The organism is Streptomyces sp. NBC_01296 (assembly GCF_035984415.1).
GTDB lineage: Bacteria > Actinomycetota > Actinomycetes > Streptomycetales > Streptomycetaceae > Streptomyces.
On sequence record NZ_CP130720.1, the window covers coordinates 729,831 to 755,149 of the forward strand.

The window sequence follows — 25,319 nt, forward strand, 5'->3', positions numbered from 1 at the left end:
CGGCCTCAAGAACACGGGAGCAGGGCCCGAACCGCACGTTTGTCCGTTTTCCGGTCGCTAGCGTGCTGTTCGAACCTCATCCCCACACAGAGGCAGGTCCTCATGGCTGGCAATTCCCATCGCCGTACGATGAACGCCAAGGCGAAGGCTGCCGCGGCAGTGGCCGTCGCGGCGGCCGTCGGGGGCACCGCCCTGGTGCTGACCGGTACCGCGCAGGCGGCGTCGGTCGGCGCGACCTTCACCAAGGCGAGCAGCTGGAACACCGGCTACACGGGGCAGTACGTCATCACCAACCGCAGCGGCGGGACGCTCAAGGACTGGACCCTCGAGTTCGACCTGCCCGCCGGCACGGCCCTCTCCTCCCTCTGGAACGGCGAGCAGACCGTCAACGGGCAGCATGTGACGGTCAAGCCGCCCCGGTGGGACACGGCCGGGCTCACGGCCGGCGGCTCGGTCACCGTCGGGTTCGTGACCAGCGCGAGCGGCAACCCGGGCAGCCCGACGGGGTGCCTGATCAACAAGGAGAAGTGCTCCCCGGCCACCGGGCCGACGCCCAGCCCCAGCGGCCGGCCCACCACCGCGCCGACGGCCTCCGCCTCACCCAGCTCCAAGCCGACGGCCGCCCCCACCGCGACGGCCACGGCGACGGCGACGGCGACGGCGACGGCCACCGCGAAGCCGACCCCGACCGTGCCCCCGGGGGGCGGCACCACCACGTCCGCCGGGTTCGCACCGTACGTGGACACCTCGCTCTACCCGGCCTTCGATCTCCTGGACACGGCGGCCAAGAGCGGAGTGAAGGAGTTCAACCTCGCCTTCATCACCTCCGGCGGCGGCTGCTCCCCGCTCTGGGGCGGCGTCACGGCCCTCGGAGACGACCGGGTCGCCTCCCAGATCGCCGCGCTGCGCGCCAAGGGCGGGGACGTCCGGGTGTCGTTCGGCGGTGCGGCCGGCTCCGAGCTGGGCCTGGCGTGCAGCTCCCCCGCCGACCTCGCCGCCGCGTACGGCAAGGTGGTGGACACGTACAAGCTGACCAAGGTGGACTTCGACATCGAGGGCGCGGCCCTGCCCGACACGGCGGCAAACACCCGGCGCGCGCAAGCCATAGCGCAGCTGCAGAAGTCGCACCCCGGGCTCGACGTCTCGTTCACCCTGCCCGTGATGCCCGAGGGGCTCACCCAGCCCGGGGTCGACCTGATCGGCAATGCCCGGCAGAACGGTGTGGCGGTCTCCGCCGTCAACATCATGGCGATGGACTACGGCCCGGCGTACAGCGGCGACATGGGCGGCTACGCCATCCAGGCAGCCACCGCGACGCAGGCGCAGATCAAGGGAGTACTGGGCCTGAGCGACGCGGCGGCGTGGAAGACGGTGGCCGTCACGCCGATGATCGGCGTCAACGACGTCTCCAGCGAGATCTTCAAGGTGGACGACGCCACCCAGCTCGTGGAGTTCGCCCGGTCCAAGGGTCTCGGCTGGCTCGCGATGTGGTCGGGCGCCCGTGACAAGCAGTGCCCGGGCGGCGCGAAGAACTCCGCCGACGCGACGTGCTCGTCCATCGTCCAGGAACCCCTCGCCTTCACGAAGGCCTTCGCCGCCCGCGGCTAGGGCGACCTGAGGGGCGAGAGCCGCCGCGCCCACGACGCGAAGGCTCAGGCCGCCCGTCGGAGCATCGCCAGGCGGCTCGCCGTGCGGTCCAGGTCGCGCGTCAGGGCCTGGTCGGCGGGGAGGGCGGCCAGTGGGTCGGAGCCGATGAGTATCAGCCGGACATCCCGGTCGCATGCGACGTCCACGAGGTTCGCGAACCGCTGCCGTCCGTCCGCGGAGGCAGCGGCCAGCGGGGGTACGCCGTCCAGTACGAGGGTGCCGAACCGTTCGGCGAGCGCCAGGTAGTCCGGTACCGCCGTCGCCGTCTCGCACAGTGCGTCGAACCCGAACCACACGAGTTCGCCGCGCACCGCTCGGGCGGGCAGCTCCCGCAGGTGGGCCGGGACGCCGGCGGCCTCCGCGGGCGCCGGGACGGTGAGGCCGAGCGCCTCCAGGGCGGTGTGCCCGGGAGGCAGGCACAGGCCCGTGGCGAACCGGCGGCCACCCGTCGGCTGCGCCGCCGCGAGCCGGCGGAAGTCCACCGGGCCCGAGACGTCCAGGACGTCCATCCGCTCCTCGATGAGCTTGATGGTCGGCTCGAACAAGTGGTGGTAGAGCGGGTCCGGCATCAGGCCTGCGGGCGGGTAGTTGGACGTCGTGACCAGGGTGATCCGGCGGTCCAGCAGTGTGCGGAAGAGGCGGGCGATGAGCATCGCGTCGCCGGCGTCGTGCGCGTGGAACTCGTCGAAGACGAGGATCCGGCTGTCCCCGATCAGCTCGTCCAGAGCCCTGTCGACGGCGCTCTGCCCGTCGTGGCGGCCGCCCGGCCGGGTCACTCCGTCGTGCAGGCGCCGGAAGAAGTCGTGGAAGTGCAGGCGGCGTTTGCGTCCGGAAGGCAGGCCCTCGTAAAAGGTGTCCACCAGCCAGCTCTTGCCGCGGCCCACCGGGCCCCAGACGTAGAGGTCGCGGGGTGGTTTGGGGAAGGTCCAGGTCGGGCGGGCGAGTTCGGCCGCCAGCCGGGACAGCCGTCCGACGGCGGCCTGTTGGGCAGGGGCGACGGAGAATCCCCGCCGGGCCGCGGCCTCGTGGAAATGGCTGCGCATGGCCTGGTCGCGCTTGTGCACCGTTCAGCTCTTCCGTTCCATGCCAAGAGGTCGCTCCCCCAACTCGACCTCGGGGAAAGGATCATGATGCACCTTGGCCGAACGGGTGAACAGCCCTGCCCCCTGACGACGACACGACGCGTCCGTGCGCGACGGGCGGCGCGTTTCCGCGCCGCCCGGTGATCCTTCCCGGTCGCGCGGCGCTAGTCGGACGAGCCTCCGGTGACGCGCTTGGCCGCTTCGCTCTCGGCAGCGGGCGGTGACAGCTCGGAGAGCGTGTCGAGCGCGTGGTCGTCGCGCAGTTCCGCCTCCCAGGCAGCCGCCAGCTCCTCCTGCCGCTCACGCGGCAACTGCTCGATCTCTTCCCGGCGGGCCGGGGTCAGGGCCTTCAGGAACCGCAAGAGCTCGTCCATGGCCATGGTTCTTCTCCTTCGTCAAACGGGCGTGTCCGGGGGCGCGACCACCGTGAAGAGGCCGCCGTCCGGGTCGCTCAGGGTGATCCGGCGCCCCGTGGCCGTGGTGTGGACGGGTGAAACGGCCCGGCCGCCGAGCCGGACGGCGGTCTCCACGGCGGCTTCGAGGTCGGGCACGTGGAAGTGGACGTGCCAGCGCGGCCGGACCTGCGGATCCGGGGCCTCTTCGACGGCTCCGCCGCTGATCAGGGCCACGGTGTCACGGCCGCGGCGGACGACGACGTGGCCGTGCTCGTACGAGACGTCGCAGCACCCGGGCCGCTCACAGGCCCAGTCGAGCACCTCGCCGTAGAACACGGCGGCGGCGAAGGCGTCCCGGGTGCGCAGTTCGAGCCATCCGGCAGCGCCGCCGGGGTGCGCCGTCCAGTCCGGGATCACCTCGCCCTGCCAGAAGCCGAAGACCGCGCCGTCGGGGTCGGCCGCGAGCGCGGCGCGCCCGGTGCCGAAGGCCAGCGGCCCCACTGCCATCGTGGCGCCGCGCTCGCGCACCCGGGCGGCGGTGTCGTCCGCGTCGTCGACGGCGAAGTACGGGGTCCAGGCCACCGGGACGCCGAGGCGCGGGGCCAGCGCACCGATTCCGGCGACCGGTACGCCGTCCTGCAGCGCGACGGAGAATCCCTCGCCGAGGCGGGTCGGGCGAAATTTCCAGCCCAGTACGGCGCCGTAGAACTGATGGGCGGAATCGAGATCGCGTGCCATCAGGGTGACCCAGCACGGCGCGCCGAACACCTCATGGCTTGACGTCGACACCGGCACCGACCTCCCTCGACCTCCCCCGACCCACACTAGCCCGGGGCCGGGTGACCGGCTCCGAGGCTGGGCCGCTCGTGTCACGGGCAAGGCCGCGGCCGCGGCCGAGAAACAGCGTACGGCGTACGGGGTCCGGGTGAGGTGCGGATGCGGGCAGCGGCCGCGCGGCCGGACGTGGCCTCTTGATCCCTGTGACGCGTGGGGCCGCTGAGTCCGGGAAGGAAGGCACGTATGCCGGAAGTCATCGTCACCGTACGCTCGCTCGTCCGCCGCCGTCGGGAACCTGTCGTCGTACAGGCCTTCCGGTCGACGGCGGCAGCCGTGGTGTCCTACGTCGTCGCGCTCTGGCTGAGCAGCGAACCGGCGCCGCTGACCGCACCACTGACGGCGTTGCTCGTCGTCCAGGTGACGCTCTACACCACCCTCACCACCGGTATCCGCCGGGTGAACTCGGTCGTCGCGGGCGTCCTGGTAGCCATCGGGTTCAGCGCCCTCGTCGGTCTCACCTGGTGGAGCCTGGGCCTGGTCATCCTCACCTCGCTCGTCGTGGGTCATCTGGTGCGGGTCGACGAGTTCGTGCCCGAGGTCGCGATCAGCGCGATGCTGGTGCTCGGGGTGACACAGGTGGCGGCCACTGCCTGGGACCGCGTGCTGGAGACCCTGATCGGAGCCGTCGTGGGGCTCCTGTTCAACCTCTTCCTCGCACCACCCGTATGGGTGGCGCCGGCAAGCGAAGCGATCACCTCGCTCGCCGGCCGCATGCGTGACCTGCTGGTCCACATCGGCGACGAGCTGGACCAGCACACGCCCGTGGAGCAGGCGGCAGCACGACTGCACGAGGCCCGGCGGCTGGACAACGACATCGCGCACGTGGACTCGGCGCTGCGGCAGGCCGAGGACAGCCTGCGGCTCAATCCCCGGGTGAAGGAGGCGCTCCTCTTCCGCCTGGTGCTCCGTACGGGACTCGACACGCTGGAGATCTGCGCCGTGGTCCTGCGGGTCTGCTGCCGCACGCTGACCGACCTGGCCACGACGCGCACGGACGGTCCGCTCTTCCCGGAACACGTCGCGCAGGCGCTGCGAGAGCTGTTCGTGCACATGGGGATCGCGCTCGAGAACTTCGCCGTACTGATCACCGCGCAGATCACCGCGAGTGCGCAGGAGGCGGAACTCCGGCTGGCTCAGGAGCTCGCGGCGGCCCGGATCAGCCGCGACCGGGCCGCGCATCTTCTGCAGGAGGAGGCGCGCTCGCGGCCGGAGACGTGGCAGTTGTACGGGGCCCTGCTCGCGGAAGCCGACCGGGTACTGGACGAACTGGGGGTGGAGAAGCGCTCCGAACGGCTCGTGGAGGAGCTCGACCGGCACTCGCGCACGGCGCGCGCCCGGCGCCCGCAGCTCCAGCGGCTGTGGCGGGGCCGCGCCAGCTAACGGCACCACTGGACCGGGGTGTAGTTGTGGACGAAGCGGGCCGCGACCCAGCCGGGCTTGCCGTGCAGCCGGTACCAGATGTTGTTGCCCTCCACCCAGGAGCCCTTGGCCTGGCAGGACAGCTCGACCTTCTCGTTCGGGCCCAGCGTTCCGATCACCTTCGCCGAAGTCGTCGGCGTGTTCCGTACGTGGAGGGGGGCGCGGGCGACCACCACGCCCTTCACGTGGGCGTCCCGGGCGCCCGCGGCAGGCGTGGCCGGTCCGGGCGCGGCCTCCGCCGCTGCCGCCGGCACCCCCTGGAGCAGCAGCCCCAGGCCCACCGCCGCCATCGCCACCGCCGCCTGCATGTTCCGCTGCCCCATGCGCTGCTCCCGTTCCGTGGTGCGTGAACGCCCCGGACTGCCTTGCGCGGCCGGGCCTGCGATCGACACTGCCTCGGCAACGGCCGTCGGGTCCCGGCGGCATGCCGCCCACTCACCCGTACGGCGCAGCGACTTCGCCGCACGTCGGAACTGCACCCGGCATGGCGCATCCCCGGCGGGACACCCGCCCTGCCGGGGACCACACGCGCGGGCCGCACGGGCCCGCGTCACCAGTAGTGCTTGCGGCCTCCGACCGCGTGCCCGACGGCGCCGAGCAGCCAGAGGACCAGGCCCACCACGACGAGGATCAGGCCGATCGTCCACAGAATCGAGATTCCGGTGACGAATCCTATGACCAGCAGGATCACTCCGAGGACAATCACGACAACCTCCCGGTGCCCCGGCACTTGAGTGCACCAGGACACCCTGCGTCTACCATGAATGCCGCATTTCATGCCTCGAAGCGAAAGCGAAGGCGAGGCGCGAGGTGCCGCCCCCGCACCCTCACGGTTCGGAGTAGCTGAAGTCGCCCATCGTCCAGGCGCTGACGTCCTTGATCGCGATCCGGTACATGCCGCCGGTCTCGGGGATGCCCACGGTGCCCTGGAGGATCCTGGCGACGTGGAAGTGCAAGTAGGAGGGGGAATGTGGTGCGCTGCGCGGGGGGACGTCCGTCCCGTCGGCCCCTTCGGCATCCATGAAGAGGCTCGCGAACGGACCGAGCCGGTCCGAATCCGCCAGGACTTCGGCCACCCGCCGCCGCCATACGCTCTCGGGAGCGAGGCGGCCGGTGATCACGGCGCCCTGCACCAGCACGGTCAACGACATCTGATTGGTCTGCTGCGACTCCACCGCGGCGGCGATGGCAACCAGCAGGTCGTCAGGCTTCGACATGGGCAGGAATGCTACAAGCTCCGCCGCGGAACCCGGGCGTGTCCCCCCGTGCGGCGAGACGGGGCGCGGCGTCAGCCGGTGAAACCGACGTGCACGTGGTCGTGGTGCGTGTCGTCGGAGAAGAACTGGTTCGGCGTGGCTCCGCCCGAAAGGCGTACGGGGCCGCCGACGTTGTACGAGCCCGTGGCCGCTGCCGAGCGCATGAACGCGGTGATCAGGCTGCGCGGGGTCGCGGGGTCGACGATCGGACGGCCGTCGATGCCCCAGACGTCGAAGGCCCGCCCGAGCGGGTGGTCGCTCGGCCGGCTCGTGCCGAACACGTTGAGCGGGTGCCCCGACCGGACCACGCTGAGCGACATCCGGTAGGTCTCGGCGAGCCGGAGCATCGCGCGCAGCACGTTCTCGTGCACCGTCCCGCTGCGGATGTCCGCGGCGGAGGCGGGCGGCAGTTCGATGCGGGGCTGGGCGAGCACCGCCCGTGCCGAGGCCCCGAGCGGCGCCGCGGGGCCTGGGCGGCCGGGGTGCAGAGCGGTGACGGCCCAGCCCGCGGAGGTGCGGTCGAGGCGGACGTCGACGGTGGTTCCGCCCTGGCGGACGACCCCGCCGGTGCGGGTGGTCTGGGTGCAGGGGATCAGGACGCTCGCGGTCTGCGGCAGGAGGCCGCCGTACTGGGCGTCGATCACGCGGACGACCGCTTGGTCCGCCGGGGGTGTCAACGGCCCCGCTTCGGCGGCGAGCCGGGCCGCCAGGGGGCCGGCGATGCCGAGCGCCGTGACCCGCTGCGCCGCGTTGCGCGGGCCGCCTCGGCCCGACGGCCAGGTCCCGAGCGCCTCGACGAGCCGTACGGCGGCGAGTTTGGCCGCGGGTTCGATCTCGCCCGGTCCGGGCCGCCACGGAACCACGGCCGGAAGACCCGTCGAGGGCGCGGGCGAGGCAGATGCGCGCGCGGCCCCGGCAGGTGTGGCGCGCCGGGCGGCGGGCGACGACGCTTCGGTACCCCGCGAGCAGCCTGCCGCCCCCGCGCACCAGGCCGCCGTACCCAGCAGCAGCGAACGGCGTCCCACACCCTCGGACGGGTTCTCGCGGATCGCGGGAGGCAGGACGATGACCGGCTCCTCGAACATCCGGGTGGAACGGCTGACGGCCGAGGGCCGCGCCGAGAAGGCGCAGGGCGATGCCCGCCCTCAGCCACGGCCATGGGGCCCGCCTCCCGAGCACCCGCGTGGTGCCGGGAGGCGTTCAGGTCTCCCCGAGTCTCGATCGGGAAGAGGAGCCTCAGGTGTGGAGGCGGCCGTTGGTGCCGTCGTGGGCGTCCGCGTGGGCGTCGTCGAACCAGTAGTCGCCGGCCGCCAGGTACCGGAAGGAATGCACCTGCTTGGTCGGCAGCTTGACGGTGACGGCGCGCGAGCCGTCGGCCCGCGGAGTCAGCGTGTGCGTACCCGGCTTCCAGTCGTTGAAGTCACCGACGACGCTGACCGGGCCGGGCGGCTCGTCGCCCGGCAGGACGAACGTCACCTCGGTACGGTCCTTGCGCAGCTTGCGTTCCAGCATGGACAGGCCTCCCACGAAGACACGGACGGGCATGGAGCCCTGTCCATCGTGTCGCCCGCGGGGTTCCACACCCGGCAACACGGCCGCCACACCACTCGTGTGGCTGCTCACCGCCTTCCGGAAGCCGCTCCGGATCCGGCCGCCGACCCGCTATCGGTTCGCCGGGGACACGTCCTCGGCGAGCAGGGCGAGCAGGCCCGCGACCTCATGGCCGGCCTCGGCGGGGTGCCGGAACATCGCCCCCTCGGCGATTTCGTACCGGTTGCGCCTGCCGTCGCGCGAGCGGGTCAGGTATCCGTCCGCTTCGAGGTCGGCGACGATCGCCTGGACCGTCCGCTCGGTGAGTCCGCAGGTGGCCGCGACATCGCGCAGCCGGACCCCGGGGTCCCGTGAGATGGCGACGAGGACCCGTGCATGGTTGGTCAGGAACGTCCACGTGGGGCGGCGCTCTGAGCTGCTTTCCATGTCTCCATCATGCGCCGCTCCATTCGCGTGAGACAAGTCGCGTAAGGCATATCCCGTAAAGCAAGACGCGAGACGGAAGACGTGCAAGAGAAGACGCGAAATATCTTTCCCGAAATTCTTGACGCATGACAGGATGCGGCGCACGATCGAGATGACAGCGATCCGACTGGGCCAAGGGAGTCGGAGATGCCCCCAGCTCGGCAAGGCGCAGCAACGGCACGGACGGACGAAGCACGGTCGACCGTCAACGTGGAACCGGACGGCGCGGGCGGCGCAGTGGTCGTCCTCGCCGGAGAGATCGATCAGGACCGTGCCGCGGAGGTTCAGGACATCCTGATGTCCGCCCTGGGCGCCCATCCCGCAGGGGTGGTGCTCGATCTGGCCGCAGTGACCTTCTGCGACTGCTCGTGCCTGAACGTCCTGCTGCACGCCCGTCTGAAAGCGGGCGCCGGTCCCGGCCGACGCTTCAAGGTCCGGAACATGAGCGCCCGCGTTGCCCGCCTGCTCGCGCTGACGGACACCCTCGCGTACTTCCCGAACGGCGACGGGCCCGCGGACACCCCGCAGGGCTGAGACCCTGTCCGACCGAGCGGGCCTCCAGCGGTGCGGGCACGCGGCCGATGACTTGTGCTCATGAGCACTCACCAGCCGCCCGGCGAGCGCCACGCCTCCTGGATCGAGCTCTCCTTCGACCTGGTCGTCGTCGCGGGCGTCCTCCAGCTCTCCCATCTGCTGCACGAAAGCCCGGCCCCCGCCGACCTCGGTCTGTACGTGCTGCTCTACCTGGCGTTCTGGATCTCGTGGGTCTGCTTCACGGTCTACGGGAACGTCGAGGGGATCCCGGCGGGGACCCCCGGTCTGCTGCTGGCGATGTCCGGGCTGGCCGTCATGGTCTCGGCGGTGCCCCGTATCCGCACCGACCACACGACGGCGTTCGTGTGCGCGTACGTCTTCCTGAGGTGGCTGTCGGGCCGGCTCTGGCGGCCCGGTCGGATCGTCGTGGACTGGCCCCTGGCCCACATCGGCGGCGGCACGGCGCCGTGGATCGTCTCGGTGTGGGTCGACCCGCCCGTGCGGTACTGGTTGTGGGCCATCGGCCTCGCCGTCGATCTGCTGATCATGCTCACCGCATCCGGAAGCCGGATGGTGCAGAGTGCGCAGGAGCGGGTCGCCCGCACCGTCAAGAGGTACGGATCCTCCGAGCACGTACCGGTGGTCGAGGCCGCGTACGCCGACGTACCGCACCTCGTGGAACGCCTGGGCCTGTTCGTCATCATCGTGCTGGGTGAAGGCGCCATCCGGATCACCTCGGCAGCCGGGCAAGCCGTCTGGGACGCGGCCCTGATCGGCGCTGCGGCCGGTGCCTTCGCCCTGGCCGCGGTGGTGGCCGGTGCGTCCTGGCGCCGGATCCTGCTGTGGGCGCTGCCCTGCCTGCTGCTGACGCTGCTCCTGGCCCTCGCGGCGGGCCGCCTCGGCGCGGTGTGGCTGCTCTGGGGGCTGGTCGCGGCGGTGGTCTGGCAGATCGTGTGCGCGTCGGACGTGCCGGGGCGGCTGAGCGGACTCCGTCGACCTGCCGGAACACGGCTGGGGGCAGGCGCGGCGTCCTGAGCGCTCCCGGTCCGGCGGAGGACCGAGGTGTGGATCGCAGCGGGCTGGGCAGGCGCCCCCGGGAACCCCTGCCCGGGGACGAAGGAGTGAACCGCGATGACCAACGTGTGGATCTACCGCGAGGCGACGGGACGCCTGGCCGGAACCGACCTGACCGGTTACCGGGTCGAGGCCCTCGACGGCGGCATCGGCAAGGTCGACAAGCACTCCGACGAGGTCGACGCCTCCTACGTCGTCGTCGACACGGGCCCGTGGATCTTCGGCAAACACGTCCTGCTGCCGGCCGGCACCGTCACCCGCATCGACACGGACGAGGGCAGGATCCACGTCGGCCTCACCAAGGACCAGATCAAGTCCGCCCCGGAGTTCGACAAGGAGAAGAACCTCGGGGATGCGGACTACCACCGCGCGCTCGGCGGCTACTACGGGGGCTTCTCCCACCGGGCCTGACCCCGGCCCGGTGGGACTACGAGGCGTTGCCGGGCTCGGCCGCGTGCCACACCGTCGTCGCGTTGCAGAACTCGCGGATGCCGTGGCCCGACAGCTCGCGCCCGTAACCCGAGCGCTTCACCCCGCCGAAGGGCAGTGCCGGGTGGGAGGCGGTCATGCCGTTGAAGAAGATCCCGCCGGCCTCGATGTCCCGTACGAAGCGCTCCTGCTCGGCCTCGTCGCGGGTCCAGACGTTCGAACTCAGGCCGAAGGGGCTGTCGTTGGCGAGCTCCACCGCCTCGTCGAGGTCCTGCACCCGGTACACGGTGGCCACCGGGCCGAACGCCTCCTCGCGGTGGATCCGCATCTCGGGGGTGATCCCGGTGAGCACGGTCGGTTCGTAGAACCAGCCCCCCGACAGGTTCTGCGGCAGGCCCTTCGGCCGCTGCCCGCCGCACAGCACGGTGGCTCCGCGGCGTACGGCGTCCTCGACGAGCGCCTCGACGTCGGCGCGGCCCTGCTCGGTGGCGAGCGGACCGACGTCCGTGGACTCCGACAGGGGGTCGCCGACGGTGAGCGCGGCCATCCGGGCCGTGAAGCTGCGGGTGAACTCCTCGTGGACGTCGGCGTGCACGAGGAAGCGCTTGGCCGCGATGCAGGACTGCCCGTTGTTCTGCACCCGGGCCGTGACGGCGACCGCCGCGGCCCGTTCCACGTCGGCCGACGGCATCACCACGAACGGGTCGCTGCCGCCCAGCTCCAGGACGGTCTTCTTCACCTCGTCGCCTGCGATCGCGGCGACGGACCGGCCGGCCGGCTCGCTCCCGGTGAGGGTGGCCGCCACGACCCTGGGGTCGCGCAGGATGCCCTCGACGGCGCGGGAGGACACCAGCAGCGTCTGGAACACCCCGGCGGGGAAGCCGGCGCGCCGGAAGAGGTCGCCCAGGTACAGCGCGGTCTGCGGCACGTTCGACGCGTGCTTGAGGAGGCCCGCGTTGCCCGCCATCAGAGCGGGCGCCGCGAAGCGGACGACCTGCCAGAGGGGGAAGTTCCACGGCATCACGGCGAGGACCACGCCGAGGGGGCGGTAGTGCACCCGGGCGCGGGAGGCTCCGGCGTCCGCCACCTCGGCCTGGGCGGGGTGCTCGTCGGCCAGCAGCTCCTCGGCGTTGCGCGCGTACCAGCGCATGGCCTTCGCGCACTTGGCCGCTTCCGCCCGGGCGGCGGCGAGCGGCTTGCCCATCTCGATGGTCATCGTACGGGCGATGGCGTCCCGGTCCTCGTCCAGCAGGTCGGCGGCGCGGTCGAGGAGGCGGGCGCGCTCGGCGAAAGCCGTCGTGCGGTGGCTCCGGAACGCCGAGTCGGCGGCCGCCAGGCGCTGCTCGATCTCCTCGGCCCCCAGCTCGTCGAACGTCTTGAGCGTCTCGCCGTTCGCGGGGTTGACGGTTGCGATGGGCACGTCGGGCTCTCCTCGTCCTCGATATGTCGCATCGGACCGTACCGGGCCTGCCCGGTCCGCCCGGGACGGCGCCGTGGCGTGTCAGTCCGGGAAGCGGATTCACTCGATCGCCGGAGCCGCCGGAACCTCTGCCCGAGCGTCGTGCACCGCCGCGGACACGGTCTGCGCCGGCTACGCGTCCGGGCCGGACGGCGCCGAGGTGCCGCCGTAGCGCCACTGGACCCCTGCGTGCACGGCCACGGCCGGCCGGTGCTCCCCCGGTGTCGCGGGCGGGGCGGGGCGCGGTGAGCGCCGACCGCCCCGCCCGCGACGGGGTTCTCAGGGGCGGCGGGTCAGCAGAGCGGGCAGGCGTCGCGGATCACGCGCCAGGTGAACGTGGTGGAGCCCGTGGCGCCCTTCGCATCCTTGATGGTGACCGTCACGGTACGGGTGCCGCTGCCGCGCAACAGGCCGGAGATCAGCCCGGTTGATGTGTTGATCGTCAGGCCGAGCGGCAGATTGACTGCCGACCAGGTGTACGGGGCCGTGCCACCGCCGGCGGTCATCTGCAGCCGGACGCTGTCGTACTGGTAGTTGACCTGGTTTCCGGGGAAGCCCACCACCGGTGCTGCGGCCACGGAACTGACCGCGGGTGTGGCGGGCTGCACGGCGGCAACCGCGGCCGACGAGCCGACGGGGGCGACCAGGAAGGCCGTCAGGCCGACGGCCAGGACCGCTAATCGACGCGGGACACGCTTGTTCGATCTCAACATGACCTCCGAACTCGCTTGTGGAGAAGCTGTGTTCAAAGTGCGATGGGACATCGGAATCCTACGCACGGGTAGGCGATTTCCTCTAGAAGGCCGCGGAGGGCAGTACCGGCGTACGGGCCGGGCCGGGGCGGCACGGTCCGGCCGGGCCGCTTCGCGGGGCTGCCGGGCGCCGTCGAACCGCCGGCGCGGTTCAGGGCCGGTTCAGGGCGGCGTCCAGCGCGGTGAGCAGCTGGTCGATGTCGGCGCCGGTGGTGTGGAGATGCGGGCTGACGCGGATCGCCGAGCCCCTGGCCCCGACGAACACGTTCGCCTCCTCCAGCGCGGCCACCACGCGCCGCTGGAGCCCCTCGGGGACCGTGATGCCGAGCATGTGCGGTCCCCGAGGCGCGGGGACGGGCAGGCCCCGCTCGCGGGCCGCCGAGGCGATACGGGCCGTGGTCGCCGCCAGGGTGACGGCGATGCGGGGGACGGTCCAGGCCGACAGCTGTTCCAGGGCTGCGAGGGCCATGGGGGTGAGTTCGAAGGCGGTGCGCGCACCCACGTCGAAGCGGCGGGCCCCGGGCTGGTACTCGGTGCGGTAGTCGACGAGCCGCGCGAAATCCTGGGAGTCCTTGCGCAGGATCCAGTTCTCCTCCAGCGGCCGCCCCTCCTGGTGCTCCGGAGCCACGTACAGGTAGCCGAGCCCGAAGGGGCCGAGCAGCCACTTGTAGCCGACGCTGACGAGGAAATCGGGCCGCAGCGTGCGCATGTCGATCGGGATCGCCCCGGCGGACTGGCTGGCGTCGACGACCAGGGCCGCGCCCGCGGCCCGGGTGGCCTCGGCGATCCGGTCCAGGTCGAGCAGGGCGCCGTCGGTCCAGTGCACCCGGGGCACCGAGACCACGGCCACGCCGTCGTCGTGCGCGGCGAGTGCGTCGAGGACGGCCTCGGTCCAGGTCCGGCCGGGCTCCCGGTCGACGGTGAGCATCGAGGCCCCCGTTCGCTCGGCGAACCGCCACCAGGTGTAGATCCCGGACGGGTACTCGCCGGCGAGGACCAGGATCCGGCTGCCGGGCGGCGCCGTGAGGTTGGCGGCGGCCACCGCGAACCCGTAGCTGGTCGCCGGCACGAGGGCGACGTCGTCCGCGGCCGCCCCGATGAGCTCCGCGAACAGCGCCCTGCGCTCCTCGGCCGCGCCGAACCAGTCGGCGCCCTGGATCCGCCACGGCTGCGCGCGCTTGAGGAGGGCGCCCTCGCCCGCGACGAGGCCGGTGCGCAGGGTCGGTGCCAGGCTCGCGGTGTTGAAGTAGGCGATGCCGTCGGGGATGTCGAACAGCTCACGGGCGTTGGGGAGCAGCTCGCTGCCGACAGGCGAGGTCATGTCATGCCTTTCGAGACGTGCGGCTCCGCTGAGCCGGGTCTGGGCCGCAGTGCACCACACTGCCCGGCCTCCGGGGCCGGAAACATCAGCCGCCCCGGCGCACGTGCGCACTCGCCCCACTTGGCCGACCCGCCGTACGCGGCCGGGGCGGATCGGCCGCCGGTTGCGCTCCCGCGGCCCTGCGCCGCGTACGGGACGGGCGCGCCGCTGCCGTCGCCCGGCCCGCCGGGCCGATAGTGGGGAGCTGTGAGCAACGGGTCAGAGGGACACATGCAAGAGGGCGGCGCCTGGTCCGGGCCTGCCGGGGCAGAGGCGTTCGCGGCGGTGGAGGCGGCCACGGACTGGCTGCTCGGCTACCCGTTCGTGTTCGAGGCCCTGGCCGGCCACCGGATCGGCGAGGACGGGGTGCTCGTGGACTACGGCTGCGGGCCGGGGCGGGTGGCCGACCGGGCGGCGCGCGTGCTGGGCGCACGGGTGCTGGGGGTGGACACGTCCGCCGAGATGCTGGCGCTGGCCCGGAGCTCGGCGACGGAGGTGGCGGAGTTCCACCTGGTCAGGGACGGCCGCGTGACCGGCCTGCCCGACGGGTGCGCGGACGCGGTGATGTGCAATCACGTCCTGGCCTCGCTGCCGACCGAGGAGGCCGTGCTCTCGGTGCTCGCCGAGATCCGCCGCCTGCTGCGGCCCGGGGCCCCGCTCGTGCTGCTGACCACCGACCCCGCCTGTACGGGGCTGGAGTACGCCTCGCTGCGCGTGGGCGCGCCGGGGGCCGCGTACCTGCCGGGCGAGGAGATGCCGCTGCGGCTGCGGCGCACCGACGGTTCCTGGCAGGAGGTGCGCAATCACGCCTGGCCCGTGGGCCTGCTGCCGGCCCTGCTGGAGCGGGCCCGGTTCCGGGATGCCACTCAGCGCCGGCCGACGGTGGACAAGGCCCTGGCCATCGCCGACCCGGCTCTCGTGCAGCGGTACGCGTGGGACGCGGAGCGGGCCGAACCGCCGCTGGTGATCACCTCCGCCCTCGCCGCCTGAGCCTCCCGGAGACCACTGTGTTCCCCTCTCCTGTCCGTGTTGTTCGATTTGTTCGGGTCGCCCGATGGGAAGCGGCAGCCCTGGCCGTGCTCGGCCTGCTGGGTGCGCTCGTCGCGGGTGCTCCGGCCGCGGCTCCCTCCCCCCGGGCAGCGCATGTACGGGCGGTGACCGCCGTCCCCGCGGCGCCGGGAAGCGCCACCCCGTTGTCCGGGTACGCCATCCGGTCGACGGCCGAGGTCTCCGACGCGGCGGAGGTCGTCTCGGCCCCGGGCTACCGGACGACGGGCTGGTACCCGGCCGGGCCGCGTTCCACCGTGCTCGCCGCCCTGGTCGCGGAAGGCAAGCACCCCGACCCCTTCTACTCCACCAACCAGCAGCGCATCCCGGCCGCCGACTTCACCGTGCCGTGGTGGTTCCGCGCCGGGTTCACCGTCGAGGACACCTCCTCGCGCACGTACCTGGACTTCAGCGGGGTGGTCTCCGCAGCCGACGTGTTCGTCAACGGCAAGCAGGTCGCCACCGCGTCCGCGGTCGCCGGCGCGTACACCCGTCACGAGATCGACGTCACCGGCCTGGTGCGGGCCGGCGCCAATGCGGTGGCCTTCCGGATCGAGCCCAACAACCCCCGCAAGAACCTGACCATGGGCTGGCTGGACTGGTTGCAGCCGCCTCCGGACGAGAACATGGGCATCGTCCGCGACGTGCTCGTACGGCGCGGCGGACCCGTCGCCCTGCGCGATGCGCACGTGGTCACCGGCCTGGCCCTGCCGTCCCTGGCCACCGCCGACCTGACCGTCAAGGCGCAGGTGCGCAACGACTCGGCCGAAGCCGTCACCGCCACCCTCTCCGGCACCATCGACCCCGCCGGCCCCACCGGCCCCACCGGCCCCGGCGGCACCGGCGTCGCCTTCCGCCGGGACGTGCCCCTGCGCGCACACGAGACGAAGACGGTGGCCTTCGCCCCGGCCGACACGCCGGAGCTGCACCTCGACTCGCCGCGCGTGTGGTGGCCCGCCGGGATGGGCGCGCAGGAGCTCTACGCACTCGACCTGACGGTGACGGTGCCACGGGCCGGAGCCGAGTCCGGGGCCGTCTCCGACCGCTCCCGCCACGGCTTCGGCATCCGCAGCGTGCAGGCCCCGCTCAACAAGGACGGCGCCCGCCAGTACTCCGTCAACGGCCGGCCGCTGCTCGTCCGGGGCGCCGGCTGGTCCCCCGACCAGCTGCTCCGCTGGGACCGGACCTACGCCGAGGACCGGCTGGCGTACGCACGCGACCTCGGCCTCAACACCCTGCGCCTGGAAGGGCACCTCGAACAGGACGAGTTCTTCGACCTCGCCGACCGGTACGGGATCCTCACCCTGCCGGGCTGGCAGTGCTGTACCAAGTGGGAGGGCGAGGTCAACGGCACCGAGGCCGGAGAGAGCTGGACCGCGGCCGACCACCCGGTCGCCAAGGCCTCCATGGCGGCCGAGGCCGCGCGCCTGCGCGATCACCCCAGCGTCGTCTCCTTCCTCATCGGCAGCGATTTCGCCCCGGACGCGGAGATCGAGAAGGGCTACCTCGACGCGCTGAAGGCCGCCGACTGGCCCACCCCGGTGATCCCCGCCGCATCCGCCAAATCCGCACCTCTCAGCGGCTCTTCGGGGATGCGGATGCCCGGCCCCTACGACTGGGTGCCGCCCGGCTACTGGTACGACAAACGGGAGGGCGGAGCCACCGGCTTCAACTCCGAGACCAGCGCCGGCCCCGACGTCCCCACCCTCGACACCCTGCGCCGCATGATGTCCCCCGCCGAGCTGACCGCGCTCTGGAAGGATCCGGCCGCGCCGCAGTACCACCGCTCCCCCTCCCGTACCTACGCCACGCTCAAGCTGTACGACGATGCGCTGACCGCCCGGTACGGCGCCCCGCGCAGCCTCGAGGACTACGTCGCCAAGGCGCAGCTCGCCCAGTACGAGAACGTCCGCGCGCAGTTCGAGGCGTACGGGCGCAACGCCACCGACGCCTCGAAGCCGTCGACCGGGGTGATCTACTGGATGTTCAACAGCGGCTGGACCTCGCTGCACTGGCAGCTCGTGGACCGCTTCCTCGACCAGGGCGGCGCCTACTTCGGCGCGAAGAAGGCCAACGAGCCGCTGCACATCCAGTACTCCTACGACGACCGCACGGTGGCCGTCGTCAACCGCCGCCGGGCGGCGGTGTCGGGGCTGACCGCGCGGGTCTCCCTCTTCAACACCGACGGGACGCAGAAGTACGACCGGACCGTGACCGGTCTCGGCGTCGGCGGGGACGGCGCGAAGGCCACGGCGCTGACCCTCCCTGCCTCGGTGGAGGGGCTGTCCACCACGCATCTCGCACGGCTGGTCCTGACGGACGCCGCCGGGCGCGAGGTGAGCCGCAACGTGTACTGGCTCTCCACGCGCCGGGACGTCCTCGACTACGACGAGAGCGACTGGTGGCACACCCCGACCACCGCCTACGCCGACCTCACCGGCCTGCGGTCCATGGCGCAGGCCTCGGTGTCCGCCACGGCGACGACGGCCGCGGGCGCCGATGAGCAGGCGACCTCCACGACCACCGTCACGGTACGGAACACCGGTACCGGCAACACCCCGGCCCTGCTCACCGACCTCCACCTGGTGGACGGCAAGGACGTCCCGGTCCTGCCCGTCCAGTGGTCCGACAACCAGATCAGTCTCTGGCCCGGTGAGTCGGCGACCCTGACGGCGACGTACCGGACCGCCGATCTGCACGGGTCCGCGCCCCGGATCAGGGTCTCGGGCTGGAACACACCCACGGCCACGGTCCCGGCCGCGGCACGCCGGTAGGCCGGTCGCCCCGGCCGGGGCGCCGGACACCGGCCCGCCTGCAGTGGTCCCCTGCCCCATGGGGCAGGATGGCAGCCCGTTCCGGAATGCGTACATGCGCCCGAACGAGGCTCCATGCACGACAAACTGACAGGTGACAAGGTGACGACACACCTCATACGACGACCCGCAGCGCCCGTCGCCGCTCCCCCGGTCCGGCGCGAAGCGGAGGGCGTCCGTTGAACCGGGAACTCGTCCTGCACGACTGGCTGGTGGCCGGAATCGCAATCGCCGCCGGCGCCCTCGCCGGGCTGCTGCTGCGCGCCCTGATGCGCTGGCTGGGCCGGCACGCCGAGCGGACGCGGTGGAGCGGGGACGACATCATCGTCGACGCGCTGCGCACGCTCGCACCCTGGGCGGCGGTCATCGCCGGCGCCGCGGTGGCCGCCTCGACCCTGCCGCTTCACGCTCGGGTGCTGGGGTTCGTGAACCAGTCCCTGACCGCTCTGCTCATCCTCATCGCCACGCTGAGTGCCGCCCGGGTCGTCTCCGGGCTCGTCCAGTCGGTGGCGGGGGCGCGGACCGGAGTGGCCGGATCGGCGACCATCTTCGTGAACATCACGCGGATCGTGGTGCTCGTGATGGGTGTGCTCGTCGCGCTCGAAACCATGGGCGTGTCCATCGCACCGCTGGTCACGGCCCTCGGCGTCGGCGGTCTGGCGGTGGCCCTGGCCTTGCAGGACACGCTCGCCAACCTCTTCGCGGGCGTCCACATCCTCGCCTCGAAGACCGTGCAGCCCGGTGACTACATCCGCCTCAGCAGTGGTGAGGAGGGGTACGTCGTCGACATCAACTGGCGCAACACCGTGGTCCGCAACCTGTCGAACAACCTGGTCATCATCCCCAACGGGCGTCTTGCGCGGACGAACATGACCAACTTCACCCAGCCCGAGCAGCAGTTGTCGATCTCGGTCCAGGTGGGCGTGGGCTACGAGAGCGATCTGGAGCAGGTCGAGCGGGTGACCCTCGACGTGGTCGACGGCGTGATGGCCGACATCAACGGCGCCGTTCCCGACCACGAAGGGGCCGTCCGGTTCCACACGTTCGCGGACTCCAGGATCAACTTCACGGTGATCCTGGGCGTCGGCGAGTTCAGCGACCAGTACCGGATCAAGCACGAGTTCATCAAGCGCCTGCACCGGCGCTTCCGGGCGGAGGGCATCACCATCCCCGCTCCCACCCGGACGGTCGCACTCCACCGGGACGACCTCCAGGCGTCGACGCCTCCCCCGGTCCCGCACCAGCGCGAGGCCCCGACGCGTACGCCGGCCACCACCGGCTGACCTGCGGGCCTACAGGTGGTACAGCGCCTCGGCGCGGGCCGGGTCGGCGGGGCCGTCGTGTGGCAGGTGGAGGAAGTGCTCCACCTGCCATGCCTGCGCCCGCCCGGCCTGTCGGTTGGCGGTGGTCACCCACGGCGGGTAGACGCGGAAGCCGCGCTTCCCGCCGGAACCGTCCACCGATACGACTCCGTTGCGGCGCAGCGCGTCCACCGGGAAGACGAACTGGCCGAAGCCGTCCTCGTCGCGGCTGCTGATGACGAAGAGGTCGACGGGATCCGCGGCGTCGAAGGGCTCGATGGGACCGCGCGCGGACCTCTTCCACACGGTGACGAACTGGCCGACCTTGGTGGGCGTCGTCTTGGCCGCACGGAACCGGATGCGCCGGCCGTCGAGGGTGAAGGCATGCGCGGCGTATTCGGCGCTCTCGGCCTCGGGCACCGGCTGTGAGCAGGTGAATCCGCAGGGGTCGTAGACCCGCGACTTCGCCGCGAGGAGCTCGCCGGGAACCCCGACCGTGTCCGACCACGGCTCGGGGCCGATACCGGGGTGCTGAGGGGCTGGGCTCTCGCGGTGTTCCGTCACCCGACCACCTTGTCACGGATCCCCCGGATATTCGAACATGCGGTCGGGTAGAGGCCGGGCCCGGGTTCGGTCTTACGGATCCGTGACGTCCGGCCGGGTAAGCGCCTCCCGGGCCTTGGAGCGGCATAGCGTCGGATCATGCGCGTACTTGTGACTGGAGGAGCGGGCTTCATCGGCTCGCACATCGTCTGCGAACTGGCCGGCCGGGGGCACGACCCGGTGGTGTTCGACCTGGCGGAGGACGGGAGGGACGTACGGGATCCCGGCCAGGTGCGGGAGGCCCTGGCCGGCGTCGACGCGGTCTGCCACCAGGCGGCGAAGGTCGGCCTCGGCAAGGATTTCGGGGACGCACCCGGCTACGTCTCGGCCAACGATCTCGGTACGGCGGTACTGCTGGCCGAGATGGCCGAGGCGGGGGTGCGCAGGCTGCTGCTCGCCGGGTCGATGGTCGTCTACGGCGAGGGGCGGTACGAGTGCACCGCCCACGGCGTGGTCCGGCCCGGACCGCGTGCCGAGGCCGATCTGGCGGCCGGCCGGTTCGAGCCGCGCTGCCCGGCCTGCGGCGCCGACCTGGCGCCCGGCCTGGTCGGGGAGGATGCGCCGATGGATCCGCGGAACGTCTACGCCACCACCAAGCTGGCCCAGGAGCACCTCGTGGCCTCCTGGGCGCGGGCCACCGGCGGGCGCGGGATCTCGCTGCGCTACCACAACGTCTACGGGCCGGGGATGCCCCGCGACACCCCGTACGCGGGGGTCGCCGCGCTGTTCCGGTCGGCGCTGGCCAGGGGCGAGGCGCCGCGCGTCTTCGAGGACGGCGGCCAGCGGCGGGACTTCGTCCACGTACGGGACGTGGCGGTGGCCAACGCGGTGGCCCTGGAGTCACTGGGGTCACTGGAGTCGCCGCAGTCCCCGGTGGCCGCGGCGGGCGGCTTCGCCGCGTACAACGTCGGCAGCGGCGATCCGCGGACCGTCGGGGACATGGCCAAGGCCCTGGCCTCCGCGTGCGGGGGCCCGGACCCGGTCGTCACCGGCGAGTACCGGCTGGGCGACGTCCGGCACATCACCGCCGACTCGGCGCGCCTGCGCCGGGAACTGGGCTGGCGTCCGGTGGTGCCGTTCGCCGCCGGGATGGCGGAGCTGGCGGCCGGGGCGGACACGCCCTGAGCCGCCGGGCCGCCAGGCCTGCGGACTTCCGGCCGACCTAGGCGGGGGCCGGGAGGGTCAGTTCGAAGCGGCAGCCGCCGGAGACGTTGCGGACGTGAGCGTGCCCGTCATGGGCCTCCACGATGCCGCGGACGATCGCCAGGCCCAGGCCCGCACCTCCCGGAGGCGTGCGGGCCTGCGTGCCGCGCCAGCCGGTGTCGAACACGCGCGTGAGGTCCTCCTCGGGAATGCCGCCGCAGGCGTCGGTGACCGACAGCACCACCGCTCCCTCGCGGGATTCGGCCGCGATCGCGACCGTACCGTCGGCCGGGGTGTGGCGGATGGCGTTGACCAGCAGGTTCGACAGGACGCGGGTCATTTCCTTGCCGTCCACCTCCACCGGGAGCGGTGCGATGCCGTCGCCGACCAGCCGTACGCCGTGCTCGCGGGCGAGGGCGTCGGTTCCGGCCAGGGCGTCGCCCACCAGGTCGTACAGGGACATCCGGGTGGGGCTGAGGCTGAGGGCGCCCGCGTGGATGCGGGAGAGCTCGAAGAGGTCGCCGACCATCGAGTTGAGGCGGTCCACCTCGGTGCGCATCTGCCGGTGGTAGCGCGCGGGGTCGGCGGCCATGCCGTCCTCCAGCGCCTCCGACATGGCGCGCAGACCGGCCAGCGGGGTGCGCAGATCGTGCGAGATCCAGGCCACCAGCTCACGCCGTGAGGTTTCCAGCGCCCGCTCGCGCTCCCTGGACGCTTCCAGGCGCTCGCTGGTCAGGGCCAGTTCGCGGCTGAGCGCGGCGAGTTCGGCGGGGGCGGGCACGGTGGGCGTGGTGAACGTGCCCTCCTCGCCGAAGACCCGCGCGGCGGCGACGAGCTCGCGGCAGCGCAGTACGACCTGCCGGCCCAGGAGCAGCGCGGTGCCCAGGGAGACGGCGGCCGCCACCGCGACGACCGTGGTCATCACGGTCAGGTCGTGGGTGGAGAGGAACATCGCCCAGGCCACCGTGAGCGTTCCGGCGAGCATCGCGAGCACGGCGACGGCGGTCACGACGGCGAGGGAGACGGCGATGCTGCGCCGCCGCAGCATCCGCAGGACGACGGCGCCCAGCGCTCCGGCGCCGCCCGCGCCGAGGAGCGCGTACAGGGCGATCAGCAGCAGGTCCTGGTCACGCATGGCCGTCCTCCGTCCGGGGGGCGGTCGCGGGGGCCGCCGGGGCGGGGTGGGCGTCGAAGCGGTAGCCGGCGCCCCATACGGTCTGGATCAGCCGCGGGCTCGCCGGATCGTCCTCGATCTTTCCGCGGAGCCTGCGGACGTGGACCGTGACGGTGGACAGGTCGCCGAAGTCCCAGCCCCAGACCTCGCGCATGAGCCGCTCCCGGTCGCAGACCTGGCCAGGGTTGCGCATGAAGTAGGCGAGGAGGTCGAATTCCCGCAGGGTGAGGGCGAGCTCCTGGCCGTCCCTGCTCACCCGGCGGGCCGCCGGGTCCAGGCTCAGGCCCGCCGCGGTGAGCCGGGGGCCGGCGGCCGGCGGGGCGGGTACGGCCCGGCGCAGCACCGACTGCACGCGCAGCACGAGCTCGCGCGGGCTGAAGGGCTTGGTCACGTAGTCGTCGGCGCCGACTTCCAGGCCCAGGATCCGGTCGTCCTCGTCACCGCGTGCGGTGAGCATGATGACCGGGACGGGCGGGAGGGGCGGGATGCCGCCCTGACCGCCGCGCGGGTCGGCGCCGCGCTCGCGCGCCCGCAGCCGCCGGCAGACCTCCAGCCCGTCCATGCCCGGGAGCATGAGGTCGAGGACCACCAGGTCCGGGCGCTGCTCCTCGGCGGCGCGGAGCGCGGCCGGTCCGTCGGCGGCCCGGCGCACGGCGAAGCCGGCCCGGTCGAGGTATCCGGCCACCACCTCCGAGACGGTCGGGTCGTCCTCCACGATCAGGACGCTGCCCATGGACCGCTCCGGGGTGCCCGCCCCGCCGGGGCCGACGGCGCCCGGGCCCTCGTCCGTGCTCTGCACATTGCTGACTGCCATGGCCCCAGCCTGACATCCGCCCCGGGCCGCGCGGAATGCGCCCTCCCCCGATCCCGCACGGCGTCCGCGTTTCGTAAGGACTCAAAGCCCCTTTCGTCCGCCTCGGCTTCCTACGGTGTGGACCGTGACTGATTCTGCTTGTGTGCCGCCCCGGGCGGACCTCGTACTGCCGTGCCTCGACGAGGCGGAGGCGCTCCCCTGGGTGCTGGCGCGGGTGCCGGCCGGCTGGCGGGCCATCGTCGTCGACAACGGCTCCACCGACGGCTCCGCCGACATCGCCCGCAGCCTGGGGGCGACCGTGGTGTATGAACCCCGGCGCGGTTTCGGCGCCGCCTGCCATGCCGGGCTGCTCGCCGCGAGCGCCGACCTCGTCTGCTTCTGCGACTGCGACGCCTCCCTCGACCCCGCCCTGCTCGCTCCCATGGCGGCGCGGGTCGCGGCCGGCGAGGCCGATCTGCTGCTCGGCCGGCGCCGCCCGCAGGGCCGCGGCGCGTGGCCCGCGCACGCCCGCGCCGGAAACCTCGCACTGGCGCGGATGCTGCGCCGCCGTACGGGGCTGCGGCTGCACGACCTCGGACCGATGCGGGTCGCGCGCCGCGAGGCGCTGCTGAGCCTGGACCTGACCGACCGGCGCAGCGGCTACCCGCTGCAGATGGTCGTACGGGCCGCCGACGCGGGCTGGCGGGTGGCCGAGACGGACGTCCCGTACCTGCCGCGCTCCGGGAAGTCGAAGGTCACCGGTACCTGGCGGGGCACCTGGCACGCGGTACGGGACATGCGGCGGGTGCTGGCCGAGGCGCCCGGCACCCGGTCCGTACCGTCCGGCGGGGTCTCGGCATGAGCACCTTCGAGAGCGACTGCGACGACGAGGGCACTCTCCTCGTCGTCGCCAAGGCCCCGGTCCCGGGCCGGGTCAAGACGCGGCTGACCCCGCACTTCACCCCGCAGCAGGCCGCCGCCCTGGCCCGCGCGGCGCTCCAGGACACCCTGGACGCCGTCCTCGCCACGCCGGCCCGGCGGCGCGTCCTCTACCTCGACGGGGCGCCGGGGCAGTGGCTGCCCGACGGCATCGAGGTGGTCCCCCAGTGCGCGGGCGGGCTCGACGCCCGACTGGCCGCGGCCTTCGCCCTGTACGGCGGCCCCGCGCTCCTGATCGGCATGGACACCCCCCAGGTCACCCCCGAACTGCTCGCCCAGGGCCTCGACTTCACCCGGACCGGCGCGTGGTTCGGCCCGGCCGTGGACGGCGGGTTCTGGGCCCTCGGGCTCGCCGAACCCGACCCGGCGCTGCTGCGCGGCGTCCCCATGTCCGTAGCGCACACCGGGGAGGTGCAGCGCCGGCGGCTGACCGCGTCCGGGCGGGCCGTACGGGATCTCCCGGCGCTCCGCGACGTCGACACCCCGGACGATGCGGCGCTGGTCGCGGCCGCCGCGCCGGGGACCCGTTTCGCCGTCCTGCACGCCGAGCTGTGCGCGGCCGTCCGATGACCGCGCAACTGGCGGAGCCCGCCGCCCGGGCCTGGCGGGCCGATCCGTACTCCGACGCCCTGCGCACCGGCCAGGGCCCTCTCTACCTGCGCCGCTCCGACGGCTGGCTGCTGCCGCTGGAGGTGGAGCGCTGGTGCGCAGAGCCCGACACCGCCGACGCCACCGTCCTGTCCCGCTGCGACGGCCCGGTCCTGGACATAGGCTGCGGACCGGGCCGCCTGGTCGCCGCCCTCGCCCGCCGCGGGCACCCCGCGCTGGGCGTGGACGTCACCCCGGAGGCCGTGGCCCGTACCGTACGCGCGGGCGGCAGCGCGCTGTGCCGGTCCGTGTTCGACCCGCTGCCCAGCGAGGGCCGGTGGGGCACGGTCCTGCTGATCGACGGCAACATCGGCATCGGCGGCGACCCCGGCGCACTGCTGCGGCGCGCCGCGCGGCTCGCGGCGCCCGGTGGCTCGCTGCTGGTCGAGGTGGCCACCGTGGACGTCGACGAGTGCGTCGAGGTCCATGTCGACGACGGTCACGGCGGCCGCGGGGCTCCGTTCCTGTGGGCCCGGCTCGGCACGCGTGCGCTCCGCGTCGCGGCGGCCGAAGCGGGCTGGAGCCGAGCGGTGACCTGGCATGCCGCGGGACGGGCGTTCGTGCAGCTGCGACGCTGACCGCGGACCGGGGCACACGT

The 25,319-nt window shown here is 72.9% G+C and carries 27 protein-coding genes; 12 read left to right on the plus strand and 15 right to left on the minus strand.

Features of this window, described 5'->3' with window-relative positions:
- Positions 1–102 precede the first annotated feature (102 nt).
- The gene (locus tag OG299_RS03610; RefSeq protein WP_327360439.1) at positions 103–1,608 is read left to right on the plus strand and encodes a glycoside hydrolase family 18 protein; all 1,506 of its coding nucleotides are present in this window, start codon (positions 103–105) and stop codon (positions 1,606–1,608) included.
- A 44-nt stretch (positions 1,609–1,652) separates the two neighbouring features.
- Here OG299_RS03610 and zapE read toward each other — a convergent pair whose 3' ends face one another.
- The 3 genes from zapE to OG299_RS03625 all read right to left on the minus strand — a co-directional run bounded on the left by zapE (position 1,653) and on the right by OG299_RS03625 (position 3,862).
- Positions 1,653–2,711 (minus strand): cell division protein ZapE, encoded by a 1,059-nt coding sequence (zapE, locus tag OG299_RS03615; RefSeq protein WP_327360440.1) that lies wholly within the window; start codon positions 2,709–2,711, stop codon positions 1,653–1,655.
- Positions 2,712–2,893: 182 nt separating this feature from the next.
- The gene (locus OG299_RS03620) at positions 2,894–3,109 is read right to left on the minus strand and encodes a hypothetical protein (RefSeq protein ID WP_327360441.1); all 216 of its coding nucleotides are present in this window, start codon (positions 3,107–3,109) and stop codon (positions 2,894–2,896) included.
- Positions 3,110–3,124: 15 nt separating this feature from the next.
- On the minus strand, positions 3,125–3,862 hold the full coding sequence (locus OG299_RS03625; RefSeq protein WP_266637070.1) for a VOC family protein: 738 nt from the start codon (positions 3,860–3,862) through the stop codon (positions 3,125–3,127).
- 282 nt (positions 3,863–4,144) lie between these two features.
- Here OG299_RS03625 and OG299_RS03630 point away from each other — a divergent pair, with 282 nt between their 5' ends.
- Positions 4,145–5,341: an FUSC family protein gene (locus tag OG299_RS03630; protein WP_266637002.1), complete on the plus strand. Its 1,197-nt coding sequence runs from the start codon at positions 4,145–4,147 to the stop codon at positions 5,339–5,341.
- Here OG299_RS03630 and OG299_RS03635 read toward each other — a convergent pair.
- From OG299_RS03635 to OG299_RS03660, 6 genes are all read right to left on the minus strand, one after another.
- On the minus strand, positions 5,338–5,703 hold the full coding sequence (locus OG299_RS03635; RefSeq protein ID WP_327360442.1) for an SH3 domain-containing protein: 366 nt from the start codon (positions 5,701–5,703) through the stop codon (positions 5,338–5,340). The genes OG299_RS03630 and OG299_RS03635 overlap by 4 nt on opposite strands.
- 227 nt (positions 5,704–5,930) lie before the next feature.
- Positions 5,931–6,086 carry a DUF6131 family protein gene (locus OG299_RS03640; RefSeq protein WP_266637006.1) on the minus strand — a complete coding sequence of 52 codons (156 nt, stop codon included), beginning with the start codon at positions 6,084–6,086 and terminating at the stop codon, positions 5,931–5,933.
- A 121-nt stretch (positions 6,087–6,207) separates the two neighbouring features.
- Entirely contained in the window at positions 6,208–6,597 is a 390-nt protein-coding gene (locus OG299_RS03645; protein ID WP_266637008.1) for a GvpU-like protein, read from the minus strand.
- A gap of 71 nt (positions 6,598–6,668) precedes the next feature.
- Positions 6,669–7,721 (minus strand): hypothetical protein, encoded by a 1,053-nt coding sequence (locus OG299_RS03650; protein WP_327360443.1) that lies wholly within the window; start codon positions 7,719–7,721, stop codon positions 6,669–6,671.
- A 151-nt stretch (positions 7,722–7,872) separates the two neighbouring features.
- The gene (locus OG299_RS03655) at positions 7,873–8,148 is read right to left on the minus strand and encodes an isoamylase early set domain-containing protein (RefSeq protein ID WP_053789379.1); all 276 of its coding nucleotides are present in this window, start codon (positions 8,146–8,148) and stop codon (positions 7,873–7,875) included.
- A 150-nt stretch (positions 8,149–8,298) separates the two neighbouring features.
- Positions 8,299–8,613: a helix-turn-helix transcriptional regulator gene (locus OG299_RS03660; protein WP_266637010.1), complete on the minus strand. Its 315-nt coding sequence runs from the start codon at positions 8,611–8,613 to the stop codon at positions 8,299–8,301.
- A 186-nt stretch (positions 8,614–8,799) separates the two neighbouring features.
- On the opposite strand from OG299_RS03660, the gene OG299_RS03665 reads away from it, so the two are divergent.
- The 3 genes from OG299_RS03665 (at position 8,800) to OG299_RS03675 (ending at position 10,671) form a co-directional block, all read left to right on the plus strand.
- Positions 8,800–9,186 carry an STAS domain-containing protein gene (locus OG299_RS03665; protein ID WP_327360444.1) on the plus strand — a complete coding sequence of 129 codons (387 nt, stop codon included), beginning with the start codon at positions 8,800–8,802 and terminating at the stop codon, positions 9,184–9,186.
- A 60-nt stretch (positions 9,187–9,246) separates the two neighbouring features.
- Positions 9,247–10,221, plus strand: coding sequence for a low temperature requirement protein A (locus OG299_RS03670; protein WP_327360445.1), 975 nt, complete (start codon positions 9,247–9,249; stop codon positions 10,219–10,221).
- A gap of 96 nt (positions 10,222–10,317) precedes the next feature.
- Entirely contained in the window at positions 10,318–10,671 is a 354-nt protein-coding gene (locus OG299_RS03675; protein ID WP_266637013.1) for a PRC-barrel domain containing protein, read from the plus strand.
- A 16-nt stretch (positions 10,672–10,687) separates the two neighbouring features.
- Here OG299_RS03675 and OG299_RS03680 read toward each other — a convergent pair whose 3' ends face one another.
- From OG299_RS03680 to OG299_RS03690, 3 genes are all read right to left on the minus strand, one after another.
- Positions 10,688–12,109 (minus strand): NADP-dependent succinic semialdehyde dehydrogenase, encoded by a 1,422-nt coding sequence (locus tag OG299_RS03680; RefSeq protein ID WP_327360446.1) that lies wholly within the window; start codon positions 12,107–12,109, stop codon positions 10,688–10,690.
- Positions 12,110–12,441: 332 nt separating this feature from the next.
- Positions 12,442–12,861: an Ig domain-containing protein gene (locus tag OG299_RS03685; RefSeq protein WP_327360447.1), complete on the minus strand. Its 420-nt coding sequence runs from the start codon at positions 12,859–12,861 to the stop codon at positions 12,442–12,444.
- A gap of 190 nt (positions 12,862–13,051) precedes the next feature.
- The gene (locus OG299_RS03690; protein WP_327360448.1) at positions 13,052–14,221 is read right to left on the minus strand and encodes an aminotransferase class V-fold PLP-dependent enzyme; all 1,170 of its coding nucleotides are present in this window, start codon (positions 14,219–14,221) and stop codon (positions 13,052–13,054) included.
- A gap of 246 nt (positions 14,222–14,467) precedes the next feature.
- On the opposite strand from OG299_RS03690, the gene OG299_RS03695 reads away from it, so the two are divergent.
- The 3 genes from OG299_RS03695 to OG299_RS03705 all read left to right on the plus strand — a co-directional run bounded on the left by OG299_RS03695 (position 14,468) and on the right by OG299_RS03705 (position 19,403).
- Complete coding sequence (locus tag OG299_RS03695; RefSeq protein ID WP_327360449.1) at positions 14,468–15,250, plus strand: class I SAM-dependent methyltransferase; 783 nt, start codon at positions 14,468–14,470, stop codon at positions 15,248–15,250.
- A 17-nt stretch (positions 15,251–15,267) separates the two neighbouring features.
- Positions 15,268–18,081: a glycoside hydrolase family 2 protein gene (locus tag OG299_RS03700; protein WP_442817479.1), complete on the plus strand. Its 2,814-nt coding sequence runs from the start codon at positions 15,268–15,270 to the stop codon at positions 18,079–18,081.
- A gap of 218 nt (positions 18,082–18,299) precedes the next feature.
- Entirely contained in the window at positions 18,300–19,403 is a 1,104-nt protein-coding gene (locus OG299_RS03705) for a mechanosensitive ion channel family protein (RefSeq protein ID WP_266637025.1), read from the plus strand.
- A gap of 9 nt (positions 19,404–19,412) precedes the next feature.
- On the opposite strand, the gene OG299_RS03710 is transcribed toward OG299_RS03705, so the two are convergent.
- A complete protein-coding gene (locus OG299_RS03710; protein WP_327364443.1) occupies positions 19,413–19,943 on the minus strand; it encodes a MepB family protein in 531 nt (176 codons plus the stop codon).
- Positions 19,944–20,123: 180 nt separating this feature from the next.
- Here OG299_RS03710 and OG299_RS03715 point away from each other — a divergent pair, with 180 nt between their 5' ends.
- Complete coding sequence (locus tag OG299_RS03715) at positions 20,124–21,149, plus strand: NAD-dependent epimerase/dehydratase family protein (protein ID WP_327360451.1); 1,026 nt, start codon at positions 20,124–20,126, stop codon at positions 21,147–21,149.
- 37 nt (positions 21,150–21,186) lie between these two features.
- Here the strand turns inward: OG299_RS03715 and OG299_RS03720 are convergent, their stop codons facing one another.
- Together OG299_RS03720 and OG299_RS03725 are read right to left on the minus strand one after the other, a co-directional pair.
- Positions 21,187–22,302 carry a sensor histidine kinase gene (locus tag OG299_RS03720; RefSeq protein ID WP_327360452.1) on the minus strand — a complete coding sequence of 372 codons (1,116 nt, stop codon included), beginning with the start codon at positions 22,300–22,302 and terminating at the stop codon, positions 21,187–21,189.
- Positions 22,295–23,155: a response regulator transcription factor gene (locus tag OG299_RS03725; protein ID WP_442817480.1), complete on the minus strand. Its 861-nt coding sequence runs from the start codon at positions 23,153–23,155 to the stop codon at positions 22,295–22,297. The genes OG299_RS03720 and OG299_RS03725 overlap by 8 nt, the downstream gene beginning before the upstream one ends.
- Before the next feature lie 124 nt (positions 23,156–23,279).
- Between OG299_RS03725 and OG299_RS03730 the strand changes: the two genes are divergently transcribed.
- Genes OG299_RS03730 through OG299_RS03740 form a run of 3 tightly spaced genes read left to right on the plus strand, consistent with a single transcriptional unit; the run spans position 23,280 to position 25,299 of the window.
- On the plus strand, positions 23,280–23,996 hold the full coding sequence (locus OG299_RS03730; protein ID WP_327360454.1) for a glycosyltransferase family 2 protein: 717 nt from the start codon (positions 23,280–23,282) through the stop codon (positions 23,994–23,996).
- Positions 23,993–24,643: a TIGR04282 family arsenosugar biosynthesis glycosyltransferase gene (locus tag OG299_RS03735; protein WP_327360456.1), complete on the plus strand. Its 651-nt coding sequence runs from the start codon at positions 23,993–23,995 to the stop codon at positions 24,641–24,643. Before OG299_RS03730 ends, OG299_RS03735 begins: the two co-directional genes overlap by 4 nt.
- Positions 24,640–25,299 carry a class I SAM-dependent methyltransferase gene (locus tag OG299_RS03740; RefSeq protein WP_327360457.1) on the plus strand — a complete coding sequence of 220 codons (660 nt, stop codon included), beginning with the start codon at positions 24,640–24,642 and terminating at the stop codon, positions 25,297–25,299. The genes OG299_RS03735 and OG299_RS03740 overlap by 4 nt, the downstream gene beginning before the upstream one ends.
- Positions 25,300–25,319: the final 20 nt, after the last annotated feature.